Source organism: Exiguobacterium sp. s102, assembly GCF_018618635.1.
GTDB classification, from domain to species: Bacteria; Bacillota; Bacilli; order Exiguobacteriales; family Exiguobacteriaceae; genus Exiguobacterium_A; species Exiguobacterium_A oxidotolerans.
Genome location: NZ_JACSML010000002.1, coordinates 206,078 through 221,877 on the forward strand (window position 1 = coordinate 206,078; position 15,800 = coordinate 221,877).

At 44.0% G+C, this 15,800-nt stretch carries 14 protein-coding genes and 2 tRNA genes; 12 read left to right on the plus strand and 4 right to left on the minus strand.

The genetic code is table 11. The annotated features are described in order from the left end of the window. Window position 1: 1 nt before the first annotated feature. The 4 genes from KNQ02_RS05985 to KNQ02_RS06000 all read right to left on the minus strand — a co-directional run bounded on the left by KNQ02_RS05985 (window position 2) and on the right by KNQ02_RS06000 (window position 3,643). Entirely contained in the window at window positions 2-1,078 is a 1,077-nt protein-coding gene (locus KNQ02_RS05985) for a GGDEF domain-containing protein (RefSeq protein ID WP_353048581.1), read from the minus strand. A gap of 127 nt (window positions 1,079-1,205) precedes the next feature. Beyond that, window positions 1,206-1,784, minus strand: coding sequence for a 5' nucleotidase, NT5C type (locus KNQ02_RS05990; protein WP_235195212.1), 579 nt, complete (start codon window positions 1,782-1,784; stop codon window positions 1,206-1,208). A gap of 93 nt (window positions 1,785-1,877) precedes the next feature. Continuing rightward, complete coding sequence (gene ispG / locus KNQ02_RS05995) at window positions 1,878-2,987, minus strand: flavodoxin-dependent (E)-4-hydroxy-3-methylbut-2-enyl-diphosphate synthase (RefSeq protein ID WP_029332972.1); 1,110 nt, start codon at window positions 2,985-2,987, stop codon at window positions 1,878-1,880. Window positions 2,988-3,169: 182 nt separating this feature from the next. Beyond that, complete coding sequence (locus tag KNQ02_RS06000; protein ID WP_088836578.1) at window positions 3,170-3,643, minus strand: hypothetical protein; 474 nt, start codon at window positions 3,641-3,643, stop codon at window positions 3,170-3,172. A 224-nt stretch (window positions 3,644-3,867) separates the two neighbouring features. On the opposite strand from KNQ02_RS06000, the gene KNQ02_RS06005 reads away from it, so the two are divergent. The 12 genes from KNQ02_RS06005 (at window position 3,868) to KNQ02_RS06060 (ending at window position 15,780) form a co-directional block, all read left to right on the plus strand. After that, complete coding sequence (locus KNQ02_RS06005) at window positions 3,868-5,508, plus strand: Na/Pi cotransporter family protein (RefSeq protein ID WP_088836579.1); 1,641 nt, start codon at window positions 3,868-3,870, stop codon at window positions 5,506-5,508. Between the two features lie 121 nt (window positions 5,509-5,629). Continuing rightward, a tRNA-Met gene (locus KNQ02_RS06010) sits at window positions 5,630-5,703 on the plus strand. Between the two features lie 12 nt (window positions 5,704-5,715). Beyond that, window positions 5,716-5,789, plus strand: a tRNA-Ile gene (locus tag KNQ02_RS06015). A gap of 115 nt (window positions 5,790-5,904) precedes the next feature. Further along, window positions 5,905-7,365, plus strand: a complete 1,461-nt coding sequence (locus KNQ02_RS06020; protein WP_088836580.1) for an alpha-amylase — start codon at window positions 5,905-5,907, stop codon at window positions 7,363-7,365. A gap of 93 nt (window positions 7,366-7,458) precedes the next feature. After that, window positions 7,459-8,067, plus strand: a complete 609-nt coding sequence (locus KNQ02_RS06025) for a superoxide dismutase (protein WP_214807496.1) — start codon at window positions 7,459-7,461, stop codon at window positions 8,065-8,067. 144 nt (window positions 8,068-8,211) lie between these two features. Then, a complete protein-coding gene (locus tag KNQ02_RS06030; protein WP_214765401.1) occupies window positions 8,212-10,284 on the plus strand; it encodes a peptidoglycan D,D-transpeptidase FtsI family protein in 2,073 nt (690 codons plus the stop codon). 223 nt (window positions 10,285-10,507) lie between these two features. Beyond that, window positions 10,508-11,452 carry a PstS family phosphate ABC transporter substrate-binding protein gene (locus KNQ02_RS06035; protein WP_088836583.1) on the plus strand — a complete coding sequence of 315 codons (945 nt, stop codon included), beginning with the start codon at window positions 10,508-10,510 and terminating at the stop codon, window positions 11,450-11,452. A 95-nt stretch (window positions 11,453-11,547) separates the two neighbouring features. Further along, on the plus strand, window positions 11,548-12,489 hold the full coding sequence (gene pstC / locus KNQ02_RS06040) for a phosphate ABC transporter permease subunit PstC (protein ID WP_088836584.1): 942 nt from the start codon (window positions 11,548-11,550) through the stop codon (window positions 12,487-12,489). Window position 12,490: 1 nt separating this feature from the next. Then, window positions 12,491-13,399, plus strand: coding sequence for a phosphate ABC transporter permease PstA (pstA, locus tag KNQ02_RS06045; protein WP_088836585.1), 909 nt, complete (start codon window positions 12,491-12,493; stop codon window positions 13,397-13,399). 94 nt (window positions 13,400-13,493) lie between these two features. After that, entirely contained in the window at window positions 13,494-14,270 is a 777-nt protein-coding gene (pstB, locus tag KNQ02_RS06050; protein ID WP_239456901.1) for a phosphate ABC transporter ATP-binding protein PstB, read from the plus strand. Between the two features lie 16 nt (window positions 14,271-14,286). After that, on the plus strand, window positions 14,287-14,949 hold the full coding sequence (gene phoU, locus KNQ02_RS06055) for a phosphate signaling complex protein PhoU (RefSeq protein WP_088836587.1): 663 nt from the start codon (window positions 14,287-14,289) through the stop codon (window positions 14,947-14,949). Window positions 14,950-15,057: 108 nt separating this feature from the next. Next, on the plus strand, window positions 15,058-15,780 hold the full coding sequence (locus KNQ02_RS06060) for a DUF4912 domain-containing protein (protein ID WP_088836588.1): 723 nt from the start codon (window positions 15,058-15,060) through the stop codon (window positions 15,778-15,780). Window positions 15,781-15,800 lie beyond the last annotated feature (20 nt).

Sequence of the window (15,800 nt, forward strand, 5' to 3'; positions counted from 1 at the left end):
CTTATTTATCGTATAACATGAACTGGTTACGGCCGTTGTCTTTTGCAGCATAGAGCGCGGTGTCCGCTTGTTTAAAAACGATTCCGGCTGCCTGATTTTTCGCGTAGGCGACACCGGCAGAAACAGTAATCGTCAAGGCGTGGTCTTGCATGACGAACGGTGTATCGGTGACGGATTGAACGAGTTGTCTTGCGAGTCGCGTCGGTGAAACCGTAAATGTATTCGGAATGACGACGATAAACTCTTCGCCACCATAGCGGCCGACCGTGATACTATCCGGGCACTCCTGTGTGAGTAAAACGGAGAAGTGGCGTAATACAGCATCTCCGACAGCATGACCATATTGATCATTGACTGACTTAAAGTGGTCAAGATCGAAGATGATCACACCCCAAGGTGCCTTCGCTTCTACAAGAGCCTGTACTTTTTCCATGATAACGTGACGGTTCGCGAGGCGCGTCAGTTCATCGGTCGAAGCCAAATAGGACTGGTACGCGTAAAGAACGAAGTGTCCTTGTAACATATATGAAAGATGATAAAAAAGAATCGAGGCGCCAATTGTGATTAAGAAATACGGCAAAAAAATCGTCTGCCATGCATGAGGTTGTGAAGGGCCGAGCAACATGCGTAAGAGAACTAAGGTAGAGGCTATCGTCACAATAACAGTGAAGAGTCGCCCTTTATGTTTGATGAGTTGAGCACAGAGGATGATAAGCACGGTAAATCCGGTCAGCATCACTAGAGAATTTTGTAAGGCACTAACGGATTCACCCCCACTGATGAGGACACGATACAGCAGTAAAATAATTCCTGTCGTCACAATGCTGACTGGCCCCCCGTATAGAGCGGATAGAGCGAGCGGCAGCAGTCGTAAATCAATCAATGATCCATTGATTGAGATGGAGTTATGCATCAGTAAAATGCCGGTTAAACCATTTGCTAAACCAAAATACAAGCGCGTTGAACGCTTGGAGTCATACTGGATCGGGAGTCGATTTCGCATCAAATAAAATGTGACAGATAGTATTAAAAATATAATGCATATGTTCGTGAAAAAAATATTCAACGTCGATAACATAAAAAAATCCTTTCAGCTAATAGAAGATGACTCGAGACAAAACGTAACGAATTCATGATAATTGTACGATAACGTAAACGGATTATGTATAAAAAATGGAAAAAAAACAGCCGGATAAGGCTGTTTTTTAACGGATTGGAGCGAATTTATAAATCGTTTGAACGGCTTCATCCCAAGAAGAAACACGAATGATGTTCTCTGGAAGTGCTTTTCGATTGTAAGGAGCATCGAACAAAATAACTGGAATTGACGTATCTTCCGCAATTTGTAACGCATTCTCTAATCGATCCTCCATGAATAAATCGAGTGATAGATCACGTACAACTTGAACCTTGTCATGCGACCCGGTCATGATGAGCGAGTCGAGTGGTAATTCATGGCGCGCAATCCATTCTTCCGTAACCGGTCGAACGATTTCTGAGCGTGCCGTTACGTAGTGCAAATCAAAATGTTGACGTAATTCCCATAAATGTTTTTGGACAAATGCCTGAGGCGTAGATTCTCGATAAATACCGAGCTCATGACCAGACTTGACCATGAATTCCCAAAACTCGATTTGTCCCATATCCGTATACGTATGCAATTCATATTCGGATGCCATTTCGAAGTCAATCGAAGTTCCTAAATACTTGTTCATATAGTTAAAACATGAAGACGGGTGCGTAATCGTCCCATCGATATCGATGCCGATTTTCAATTGGATCACCTGCGTTCCTTAAATTTCTGTCATTAGTATAACATAGTCGAAAAACGGATATGAAAAGAACCCTCTTCAATTAAAAAGAGGGCTCTTCAACAATTAAACTTGGTTGGCTTTCGCCGCTTCTTTTTCAGCTTCTTTTTCAAGAACGATTGCATCGATTTCTTTTTTCAATTCTTCGACCATCGTCGCTTCAGGTACTTTACGGATAATTTCTCCGTGGCGGAACAGAAGCCCTTCGTTACGTGCTCCGGCAATTCCGATATCCGCTTCACGTGCTTCACCAGGACCGTTGACGGCACAGCCGAGTACAGCAACTTTGATGTTGACTTGAATCTTATCGATATAATCCTCGATTTCTGCCGCAATCGCCATCAAGTCGATTTCAATCCGACCGCATGTTGGGCAAGAAATCAATGTTGCTGCGTTTGCTGCGAGACCAAATGATTTCAAGACTTCTTTTGCGACTTTCACTTCTTCGACCGGATCAGCTGATAGTGAGACACGGACCGTGTTCCCGATACCGCGTGAAAGAATCGCACCAAGACCAGCAGCGGATTTTAATGAACCAGTACGTAAAGGACCTGACTCTGTAATACCGACATGAAGTGGGTAGTCAAATGATTCAGATGCTAACTGATAAGCTTCAAGCGCAAGCTGAACGTCAGATGCTTTAAGCGAAACAATGATGTCATGGAAGTCAAGGTCTTCAAGAATCTTAATGTGGTGTAAGGCACTTTCGACCATACCACGTGCTGTTGGGTATCCGTATTTCTCAAGAATGTGTTTCTCGAGTGAACCAGCGTTGACACCAATCCGGATTGGAATATTTTTAGCTTTTGCAGCTGTGACGACCGCTTCAACTTTTTCGCGACGACCGATGTTACCCGGGTTGATCCGGATTTTGTCGACTCCTGCTTCGATTGCCATGAGCGCAAGTTTATAGTTGAAATGAATGTCGACGACAAGCGGAATGTTGATTCGGCTTTTGATTTCAGCGAGCGCAAGTGCGTCACGTTCTTCTGGACAAGCAACGCGGACGATTTGGCATCCGGCTTCTTCAAGTCGTAAGATTTCAGCGACAGTCGCTTCGACGTCGTGTGTTTTTGTTGTTGTCATACTTTGAATGATGACTTCATTATTTCCACCAATGACAAGGTCCCCAACACGAACGGGACGAGTCTTAGAGCGATGGACCATTTTCGGCATATCGAAAATCTCCTTTTGTGGCATAGCGCCATATTGTGTAAGTTTACCTTCTCTATCATATCGAACTATTCCCTAAAAATCGAGAAACAAGAACGAAATTCGAACATTTACAATTCTTTAATAGAAATAAGCAACTGTCAATCCGCCGGTAGACGGAGCTGAGACGAAGAAGTAAGGCAGAATCACGACTTTGGACGAGTATTTTTTTTTCGCTTCCGCGCTGAGAAAACGGGCAGTAAAGAATAAATGAAGTGACCGACTAATAGGAGCGTTACCCCAAGTGCTGTGAATCCGAGCTGATAACAGAGGACACCGACTGGAAAGCTCCATAAGTTAGCAGCAACCGTATACGGAAAAACTTGCCGGTACGCCCATGGTCTTTTGAGTATCCAATCAATCAACCAACGATTCAAATATGACATCAATAGAAGAAACAGTAAAAGCGCGATGGCGACGAAAATGAAATGGAGCATAAACCAGACGATGAATGGAACCGTTTTGATGATAAATATACTATCGATGACTGTCGTCCAAAATGAAATCCACGCTAATCCACAAAAATAAAGGGAGACATCGGCAAGGCGAGTCTTTAAAAAAGATCGGTTTGGAACTAAGGTGGTTTGTAAATAATTAATAAATTGTCTTAAAAAAATCATGATAACACTCTTTTCTCTGTTTCATAACAGTGGTGTAGTGAGTTTGGGAACGCTTGTAATAAAGGGTTTTCTCTGTTTTGGTACAGGTTAATAAAACCTTAACATTCAAATGTTGATAAAACTATTTACAAGTTCAACGGACCTTTACATAATAGGAGAGGTTGAAACAATAAAATCTTAACAAAAAATCAATCCCACTTTTTTAGATATGAGGAGATGAAACGATGAATTATGATTTGCAGGAAATGATTTTCACTTTTATTGGTGGACTCGGTATTTTCCTATTCGGTATTAAGTATATGGGAGATGGGCTCCAAAAAACAGCAGGGGACCGACTTCGTTACATTTTAGACAAATACACATCGAACCCGTTACTCGGAATTCTTGCCGGTATTGTCGTCACGGTCTTGATTCAATCATCGTCAGGTACGACCGTTATCGTCGTTGGACTCGTCAGCGCGGGTCTGATGAATTTACGTCAAGCAATCGGTGTTGTCATGGGGGCGAATATCGGAACGACGATCACGGCCTTCATCATCGGCTTTAACGTCAAGGAAGCAGCCCTTCCTGCAATCGCGCTTGGTGCGTTTCTCATCTTCTTCTTCAATAAAGAACGGATTCAATACATCGGACAAATCTTCTTCGGTTTCGGTGCCTTGTTCTATGGTTTGACATTGATGGGTGACGGCATGAAACCACTTCAATCAAGTGAGTGGTTCCGTGAACTGACGATTTCGATGTCAGACAATCCGTTACTCGGTGTGTTCGTCGGGACGGTCTTTACGTTCCTTGTCCAGTCGTCCTCTGCGACGATTGGTATTTTGCAGGAGTTATACTCTGGTGGCATGATTGATATCAAAGCAGCTCTCCCGATTTTATTCGGGGATAATATCGGAACAACGATCACGGCAGTACTCGCAGCACTCGGTGCATCGATTGCCGCAAAACGGACAGCAGCAGCACACGTCATCTTCAATATCGTCGGTACGATTATTTTCTTAGTCGCCTTACCTTTGTTCTCGACGTTCATCGCTTGGATCACAGGTGTACTCAATCTTGAACCGAAAATGCAAATTGCCTTTGCACATGGTACGTTCAATGTCGTCAACACATTGATTCAATGTTGGTTCATCGCACAAATCGCATGGCTTGTTAAAAAGGTCGTTCCGGGAACAGACACGACAGTCGATTCAAAACCACGTCATTTGGATCAAAACATCTTGAATCAATCGTCTTCACTTGCGCTTAACCAAGCAAAAATGGAAGTCTTACGGATGGGTGAGTTCTCGAAAGAAGCACTCGGTAAAGCACATCGCTACACGCAATCCCATGATAAAAAAGATGTTTCTGACGCTGGTCAGATTGAATATGCAATCAACCATTTGAACACGGAAGTCACGAACTACCTTGTCAAAGTGGCGGCGAACGATCTTTCTGAACGTGAATCGAATGACCATTCGCTCTTAATGCATGCGGTCAATGACTTCGAACGGATTGGTGATCATGTCGAAAACGTAATCGAACTCGTTGACTTCCAAATCGTCAACCGGATTGAATTTACGCCAAAAGCGAAAAAAGAGTTGGATGAAATGTACGTTCTAACACAAAAAATCGTCGATACGGCAATCAAAGCAGTTGAACGTGATGATGTTTCGTTAGCACGCCAAGTCCTTGAATTAGAAGGGAAACTCGATTCACTCGAGCGTTCATTCCGTAAACACCACGTCTTACGCGTCAATGCCGGGGAGTGTACAGGTCAAGCGGGTATGATTTTTGTTGATCTGTTATCGAACCTCGAACGGATTGGCGATCACGCCGTCAATATTACAGATTTAGTACTCGAACAACGTTCGGGAACGGCTTGAATGAAATGAATATAAGCGGGAGGGACTTCTGTAAAGAAGTCTCTCTTTATTTTTGTGAAATAATTTATTGACATTTTAGATGCTTTCCATTAATCTAATTGTAGTTGTTTTAATTCATTATGGCGGTGTAGCTCAGCTGGCTAGAGCGTACGGTTCATACCCGTGAGGTCGTGGGTTCGACTCCCTCCGCCGCTACTATTTACTTAAGGACCCTTAGCTCAGCTGGTTAGAGCTGACGGCTCATAACCGTCCGGTCGCAGGTTCGAGTCCTGCAGGGTCCATTTAAGAAACGCACACTCCTGTTTAGGGGTGTGCGTTTATTTTTGTTCGCTTGGGGAATATTAAAGATATTGTAATAATATTCATACTATAGTAATTGAGGGAGAGCGAAGAGAGATGGAACGTAACCATACAATGATGCAGTTTTTCGAGTGGCATGTAGAAAATGATGGGAAGCATTGGCAACGTTTAAAAGAGAGAGCGCCGGAGCTTCGTGCTGCAGGCATCACATCTGTTTGGATTCCACCAGCTTCTAAGGGGCAATCAGATGAAGACACAGGGTATGGGATATACGATGTTTATGATTTAGGTGAGTTCGATCAAAAAGGAACGGTTCGGACGAAATACGGGACGAAAGACGAACTACTTGAAGCAATTCAAGTGGCACATGAAAATGATATCGCTGTTTATGCCGATGTCGTCATGAACCATAAGGCGGCAGCAGATGAACTGGAGACGATTAATGTCGTCGAAGTTAACCCAGAAGATCGGTCGAAAGAAATTTCAGAAGAATTCGAAATCGATGCATGGACAAAATTTACTTTCCCAGGACGTGACGGGAAGTATTCTGATTTTGTTTGGAATCATGAATTCTTTAACGGAACGGATTTTGATGCGCGAGAAGAAAGAACCGGCGTCTTCAAAATTTCCGGAAAAAATAAAGACTGGAACAACCAAGTCGATAGCGAATTCGGGAACTATGATTACTTGATGTTTGCGAACATCGATTACAATCATCCTGAAGTCCGCAAGGAAATGATCGACTGGGGGCATTGGTTCAAGGATACACTCGATTGCCAAGGATTCCGACTCGATGCAATCAAGCATATCAATTACGAATTCGTCAATGAATTCGCGAAATCAATGATGGGTGAAAATCCAGAAGATTTTTATATGGTCGGTGAATTTTGGAAATCTGACTTAGATGATTGTCGTCACTTCTTAGATAGCGTCGACTATACAATTGATTTATTCGATGTTCCGCTTCATTATAAGTTCCACGAAGCATCAGAACAGGGGAAAAAATTTGATTTGACGATGCTCTTCGCAGATACACTTGTTGAGTCGCATCCGACGAATGCTGTTACATTCGTTGACAACCATGATTCGCAACCAGGCGAATCGCTTGAGTCGTGGGTCGATGATTGGTTTAAACAACATGCTTACGCATCCGTTCTCCTTCGTAAAGACGGTTATCCGTGTGTCTTTTACGGCGATTATTACGGTGTACAAGGACCACATCCAGTCGAAGGTAAAAAAGAGATGATCGATGCATTGCTGTACGCCCGCTACCATAAAGCATACGGGAAACAAGAAGATTATCTCGATGATCCACACTGTGTCGGTTGGGTCCGTCACGGAGTCGAAGAGTTCCCGAACTCGGGTTGTGCCGTACTATTGTCAAATGCAGACATGTGTGAAAAACGGATGTTCGTCGGAGAAGATCGTGCTGGTGAAGAATGGTTCGATTACACAAATCACCAAGATGAGCCTGTCGTCATCGATGAAGAAGGATTTGGTGTTTTCCCTGTTCCGGGTGGTGGTGTCTCTGTATTCGCACCACGCGATGAACAATAAAATGTAAGGGTCATTACTTGCGTTATACCCGTCATTTTTGCTAGTCTTAAAAGGTATTGAAGTTCCGAAAATAGGATAAAGGGGGACATGAAAATGTCAAAATTTGAATTACCAGAACTCGGCTACGCTTATGATGCGCTTGAGCCACATATCGATGCTCGTACGATGGAGATTCACCACTCGAAACACCATAATGCTTACGTCACGAACGTCAACGCGGCGCTCGAAGGCTCGGAACACGAAGGGAAATCATTAGAAGAGTTGCTTCAAAACCTTGATGCGCTTCCTGCTGACATTCAAACAGCAGTTCGCAACAACGGTGGCGGTCATTGGAACCACTCATTCTTCTGGAAATTGCTTAAAAAGAACGACGGTGCTGCACCATCAGGCGAACTCGCTTCAGCAATCGATGAAGCATTCGGTTCATTCGATGCATTCAAAGATGCTTTCGCTAAAGCAGCTACAACACGCTTTGGATCTGGTTGGGCATGGCTCATCGTCGAAGGTGGCAAACTTGCTGTCGTTTCGACACCGAACCAAGATACACCAGTCATGGAAGGTAAAACGCCAATTCTCGGACTTGATGTTTGGGAGCATGCATATTACCTGAACTACCAAAACCGTCGTCCGGATTACATCAATGCATTCTTCGATGTCATTGATTGGGATCACGTTGCCAAGCTTTACGCTGACGCAAAATAATCATTTTTAAATGCTAGAACCGTGTCCCCGGTAAGAGGGCACGGTTCTTTTTTTAATGCGGAAAATGATGGGATAGGTTGTTATGGATTGTTTCCTTCTATATAATGAACAAAGATGACTTTTTGAACGATAGGGGAGTACGCCATGGCGAAACGAATCACGGTAAGAGGAAGACGGCGTAACCACTTGCCGCTTCGATTAAATTTAATGTTCTTTGTTGTTTTTTTATTATTTGCGATTTTGATTTTCCGACTTGGTGTCGTCCAAATTGTCAATGGTGAAAAAATCTCACGAGAAGTTCAAAAAACAGAGATGATCGCTTCAAAGTATGAAGTACCACGCGGGAAAATTTATGACCGCGATGGACGATTGCTCGTCGATACGATTTCAAAATATTCAATTGTCTACCGACGCTCGCAAAATACAAAGGTCGATGAGCGGATTGAAACAGCTTCACGTCTCGCTGCCATCATCAATTTACCGAAAGATGATTGGAAGGTAACGGAACGTGACTTAAAAGATTACTGGATCGCGACCAATACAGAAGAGTCGAAACGTCGTTTTGATGCTGTCATGAAAGAAAAGTATCCGACATTGGAAGAACGAAAAAAGTTATCGATTGCTGAAGAGAATCAAGTCATGCTCGATACAATTACAGAGAAAGATATTGATTATGATGATAAAACAATGGAAATCGTCGCAATCAAACACAATATGGAAGTCGGGTATGCGCTTGATCCACAACTTGTCAAGCTTGGTGCGACGGCAAAAGAGATGGCGATCATTGACGAAAATCTCGAAGACCTGAAAGGTGTTTCTGTGGAACCGTTCTATGAACGATCTTATCCATATGAAGGAACGCTCCGGAACATTTTCGGAAAGTACTCGAAGATTCCTGCTGAGCAACAAGCGGAATACAAGGCAAAAGGGTACAGTTTGAACGATCGGGTCGGAACATCGTTTTTAGAACAACAATATGAAGATTTACTGCGCGGTAAACCGGCATATGATGTGTATGAGACGTTTAACGGCGAACCAGTTGGTGAGCCGAACCGCGAAGAAGGAGAGTCTGGAAAAGACCTCGTTCTGACGGTTGACGCGGAATACAACAAACAGGTCGATCAAATCCTCCAACAAGCGATCAAGATGGGTCGCGGCATGGGAAGCGGCTATCTTAAAGAAGGTTATGCGGTCGTGATGAACCCGCAAACGGGTGAAGTTTTAGCGATGTCGGGACAAAAACTCGATACGGCGACGAATAAATTCAGTGACGTCGCAATCAATAATGTTCTGACCTCACTCCAAATCGGATCGACGATTAAAGGGGCGACGGTTGCAATGGGACTTGAAGAAGGCGTCATTCGTCAAAATGAAGTCATCAATGATGCGCCGATTACAATCGGTGGGACGAAGAAGGCTTCTTACGTCAACATGGGGCCGATTACGGATTTGACGGCGCTCGAACGCTCGTCAAACGTATATATGTTCAACATCGCAATGCGGATGGCAAATTATCCGAGTAATGGGATTGCAGGGGCGAGCGTCGATGCTGCTGCAGCCATCATGCAAAACTATTACAGCCAGTTCGGGCTCGGCGTGACGACTGGGATTGATTTACCGTACGAAGCGAAAGGTGTGCAAGGGACACCGGACCGCGTCACGCTCTTGATGGACCGTGTCATCGGGCAATATGACGCGTTCACTCCGTTACAAGTCGCGCAGTATATCTCAACACTCGCGAACGGCGGCTATCGTGTTCAACCACATTTTTTAAAAGAAGTGCTCGCATCGAATTCAATTGAAGAAGAAACAAAACAAGTCGAGTATAGCTTCGAAACAAATTACTTGAACCGAATCGAAGTCAGCCAAGACAACATTGATCACGTCCGTGAAGGATTACATCGAGTCGTCAAAGGAGAGCGCGGGACTTCTAAAGTAATTGCGCTGACAGGAATCGATGCGGCGGCTAAGACAGGTACGGCACAGGTAAGCGTATATGGTGAAGACGGGATTGCATTACGTGACAGCAGTGGTCAGCCGGTTCGTTCATTAAACTCGAACCTTGTCGGTTGGGCGCCGTATGATAATCCAGAGATTGCTTGGGCCGTGTTCCTTCCATATATGGAGCAGGAAACGGTCAACTCGAAAATTGGGCATGATTTAGTGAAGGCGTACTTCAATGTAAAAGATATTCCGTGGCAGACTAAGCCAAATTAACTAGAAGAGCGAAGGTGAGGAAACTCATCTTCGTTTTTTTATTTGGATTGACCTTTTTTTATAATGTATTTTGAATTGTAAACTGCAAAAAACAAGCCTTTACAATTCTTTTACGTTGGATTCATTTCGTTTTAATAGTTCATCCGTATTATAAGTCTTGTAAGGGAAACGGATAAAAAGTCGTATTGGTATAAGCGACATACTTCGAGGAGGAAATTTAATCATGTCTTGGATGAAAAAAACAGCACTTATCACAACAGTAGCTTCAATCGCAGTAGTCGGTGCAGCATGCGGAAATGACGAAGGAAGCTCTTCGAGTTCGTCGGATCTTTCAGGAAAGATTGCAATTGATGGATCGTCAACAGTTTTTCCAATCATGGAAGCAGTCGGAGAAGAATATTCGATTGAACAGCCAGATGTAAACGTAACGGTCGGTGTGTCTGGGACAGGTGGCGGATTTAAACGCTTCGTCGTCGGTGAAACAGATCTTTCGAACGCTTCACGTGAAATCAAAGAAGAAGAAGCAGCAGAAGCAGAAAAAAATGGAATTGAATATACACGAATGGCACTAGCGCTTGACGGATTAACAGTTGCAGTAAGTAAAGAAAACACATGGGTCAAGGAATTGACGATTGACCAGCTCAATAAAATGTGGCAGGATCCGAACGTCAAAACATGGAAAGATGTCGATTCATCTTACCCAGCAGAACCAATCAAATTCTTCAGCCCTGGTAAAGACTCAGGTACATTCGATTACTTCAATGAGGAAGTAATGGATGAAAAAGATATGCGTAAAGACGTCCAGCTTTCTGAAGATGATAACGTCCTCGTTAAAGGTGTCGAAGGAACAAAAGGCGCAATCGGCTACTTTGGTTATGCGTACTATGCTGAAAACAAAGATAAGTTAAAAGAAGTACCGTTATCGGCTGAAGGAAAAGATGCTGTTGATCCAACACCAGAAACAATCAACGATCTTTCATATCCGTTATCACGTGAAATCTACACGTATGTAAACAACAAATCACTCACTGATAAAAAACAAGTCGCTGACTTCGTGAAATTTACGAATGAAAATGCCGGTGATTTAGCGGAAGAAGTCGGTTACGTCAAAATGAAGCAAGAGCGTTATGACGAAAATGCAAAAGCAATCGAAGATGCAATGAAATAAACATCCGAATAGGAGGGTGACTTAAAAAGGGGGGAATCTCTCCCTTTTTAAGTCCCGTTCTTATGTAGGAATGATGAAGTAGGGAGCGAAGAAGGATGAATTCATCATCAAAAAACTCGGTTCGCGAGCTGATTCAACAGAACCGAAAACAAAAATTCAGTATGAAAAACATCATGGAACGAATTATGCCAATCATCTTATTTTTATGTGCGTTTGCTTCGGTCGTTACGACCATTGGCATCATTCTCACGTTAGTCATCGAAACGGAACATTTCTTTGAAGTCGTCTCAATCAAAGAATTTTTCGGTAGTACGAGCTGGTACCCGTTGAACTCGGTTCCAGAGTACGGAATCTGGCCGCTCGTCGTCGGAACACTTGAGATTACCGTGATTGCGATGCTAGTTGCCGTGCCGATCGGACTCACATCTGCTATTTATTTAAGTGAGTATGCGTCAGAGCGCGCACGTCGTGTGTTAAAACCAATTCTTGAAGTCTTAGCAGGTGTCCCGACAATCGTCTTCGGTTTCTTCGCGTTGACGTTCGTTACACCTCTACTCGTAAAGTTAATTCCCGGTCTTGCGATTTACAACGCACTCAGCCCAGGGATTGTCGTCGGAATCATGATCATCCCGATGATTGCCTCGATTTCTGAGGATGCGATGAGTTCTGTCCCGAAAAAAATCCGTGACGGTGCACTCGCACTTGGTTCGACACGCCTTGAAGTGGCTTTAAAAGTCGTAGTTCCGGCAGCACTTTCAGGTATCATCGCGTCGATCGTCCTAGGGATGTCTCGTGCGATTGGTGAAACAATGATTGTGACGATTGCCGGGGGATCAAATCCTACTGCAACCGTCAATCCGCTTGAACCTGTCCAAACGATGACAGCTTATATCGTTCAAGTCGCGCTTGGTGATGCGGGATATGGAACCGTTGAATATTATAGTATCTACGCTGTCGGTACGCTGTTGTTCGTCTTTACACTTGTGATGAACCTCCTCGCGAACTGGATTACGCGTCGTTTCAGAGAGGAGTATTAAGATGGCCTTACCAGAAAAACAACCTGTACAAAAAAAGTTCATTGATCCAGTTGCAGTAAAAAAATCAATCAGTCAGCGTCTTGTCGTCAACAATGTGACGAAAGTGATTTTCTTGATTGGTCTCCTATTTGGTCTCGTCGTTCTTGGTATTCTTCTTGTCGGCGTACTCCGTGATGGTGCTGCATGGTTATCGCTTGATTTCCTTCAGAATGGCCCATCACGACGTCCAGAACGCGCTGGAATCTATCCTGCACTGATGGGTACGATCTTCCTAATGCTTTTAATCGTTCCAATGATTTTCATCATGGGTGTCGGAGCTGCGATTTATTTAGAGGAATACGCGAAAAAAGGGCGGATGACATCGTTCATCGAAGTCAACATCTCGAACTTGGCAGGCGTACCTTCAATCGTTTTCGGTTTGCTCGGTTTAACATTCTTTGTCCGGAATATGGGCTTCGGTTCAACATTGATCGCTGGAGCGTTGACGCTCGCGTTAATGAGCTTACCGGTCGTCATCGTATCGTCGCAAGAGGCGATTCGTTCCGTGCCGCAAGCGATGCGTCATGCTTCACTGGCACTTGGTGCCTCGAAATGGCAGACGACGTTCAAAGTCGTTTTACCGGCGTCACTTCCAGGTGTCATTACGGGAATCATCTTAGCTGTCTCACGTGCGATCGGTGAAACAGCACCGCTTATCATGGTCGGAGCAGCCATCTTCATCGCCCGTGCACCAGAAGGGATCTTTTCAGAGTTTACGGCGTTGCCGATTCAAATTTATAACTGGACAAGCCGTCCGCAAGCTGATTTCCAAGGTCTTGCTGCAGCAGGAATCATTGTCTTGATGGTGATTTTATTGACAATGAACTCACTTGCAATCTGGATTCGAAATCGTTTTTCTAAACGTTATTAATCGTAGGAGTGTGCTGAATCGTTTTTAAGGAGGAACACAGATGATGGATACGAAGCTGACGACAAAAACAGCCGAGAAAGAAGGGGCAACAACTATGAATCAACCAGTAGCTGCGCAAGACAGTGTATACCGTGTCGACAATTTAAACTTATGGTACGGCGATGACCACGCCTTAAAAGATGTCAACTTAGATATTAAACAAAACGAAGTCACGGCAATCATCGGACCGTCTGGGTGCGGGAAATCGACATTCATCAAAACCTTGAACCGGATGGTCGAGCTCGTGCCAATCGTACGGACGAACGGTGTCATCGAATATAACGGCCGGAACATCTTCGATAAAGAATATGAAGTGGAAGAATTACGGACGTCCGTCGGAATGGTTTTTCAGCAACCGAACCCGTTCCCGAAATCGATTTACGATAACATCGCGTACGGACCACGTGTCCACGGTGTCAAAAACAAAAAGATTTTAGATGAAATCGTGGAACGTAGCTTGCGAGGTGCGGCGATTTGGGATGAAGTCAAAGATCGTCTGAATGAAAATGCCTACGGATTATCAGGTGGGCAACAACAACGTCTTTGTATCGCGCGGTGCCTTGCAATCGAACCGGATGTCATCTTAATGGATGAGCCAACTTCAGCACTCGACCCGATTTCGACACTCAAAGTCGAGGAACTCGTCCAGGAGTTGAAAAAAGAGTACTCGATCATCATCGTGACGCATAATATGCAACAGGCAGCACGTGTCTCAGATAAGACGGCATTCTTCTTGAACGGAGAAGTAGTGGAGTTTGATCAAACGGATCGTATCTTCTCGAATCCGAGTGATAAGCGGACAGAGGATTATATTTCAGGACGATTCGGATAATTAGGAGGAACTTTCAATGGCAGCTCACCGTACGATTTTTGGAGAAAATCTAGCAGTACTCGATCAAAAAGTCTTTCTTCTTGCCCGCAAGACGATGCAACAGATTGCGACGACAGCAGAAGCACTTGAAAAATACGATCTCGACATCGCGCGTACAGTGATTGAAAATGATAACGAACTCGATGCGCTGGAACTTGAAATCAATGATGATGCGATTCTTTTGATTGCGAAACAACAACCAGTGGCAACGGATTTACGTCGACTCGTGACAGCGATGAAAATCGCAACAGACTTAGAGCGGATTGCCGATTATGCCGGAAACATCTCGAAAGCGGTTTTACGTGTCGAAACATTTCCTTATGTCATCGACATCTCGCTTCTAAAAGAAGCGTTTGAAACATTGCTTGATATGACGGAAACAGCCATCGTCGCCTATCGCGATGGTGATATCGAAAAAGCAAAAGCGTTATCCGATCTCGACAACATCATTGATGAGACGACATATAAAGCGCTTCGCCAATACATGCGCCATATGTCATTGCAACCGATTGTTGTCGATGAAATCATGCAGTTTACGAACATCTGTCGCTACATCGAACGGATGGGCGACCATTTGACGAACGTCGGGGAGCACCTCATCTATCTCGAAAAAGGGAAACACTACGACTTAAATAACTAACTTGAGTAGGTACGAGGAAAATCCTCGACCTACTTTTTTTCGTAAAGGAATTTGAAACAAGTTTGTAGAATAGGAAAGAAGTGAATAAAGATAAAGAGGTGATAGGTAATGCTTGATAAAATCATAAAATTAAAAGAACAAGGACTGACGACAAAACAAATCGCTGAGAAATTAGAGTCGACGGAAGGGAAAGTGAAATATGCGTGGAGTAAGTACCGAAAATCACTTTCAGAACCAACGGACAAAAAAACAGCAGCTCCTAAAAAACAACAGAAAGCCACTCCATCGATGAAAGTGGCTGCGAATGAAATCGTTCCTGCTGTCATCGCCATACCATCGCTTGAACGGGATGCATTCGGGATGGCGACGCACTATGAAGATGACATCATGCATGCCATCGTTCAATCGCCGACGGCATTGTACGTGTACTGGGAGCTCTCGGAGTTATCTCGTAAAATGTTAGAGACGCATTACCATGCAGCGTTCGATTCATTCCGTAAAGAACTTCGAATCATTGATGTGACGTTAGTCGAGTATGAAAAAGGTGAAGCGAACCGGACGTATCAATTTGAACTGCCGGAAATGACGAACTCTTGGTTCGTTCGTCCGTTATCCCCAAACACTACATACATCATCGAATGGGGAATTCAAACGATTGATGGTGACTTTGTTCCGGTACTACGTTCGAAGCCGGTCGAGACGCCGCGTGACGAACCTGTCGTTGAAGGGCGATTCGCTGAAGTCGTCGCTCGTTGGCAAAATGGAGAAGTCGAGCAACCGGAATGGGTAGAAGTTTTACGACCGTATTCTTATTTCGACCGAATTCGTTGAGCTAAAAGATAGAAAGAAGG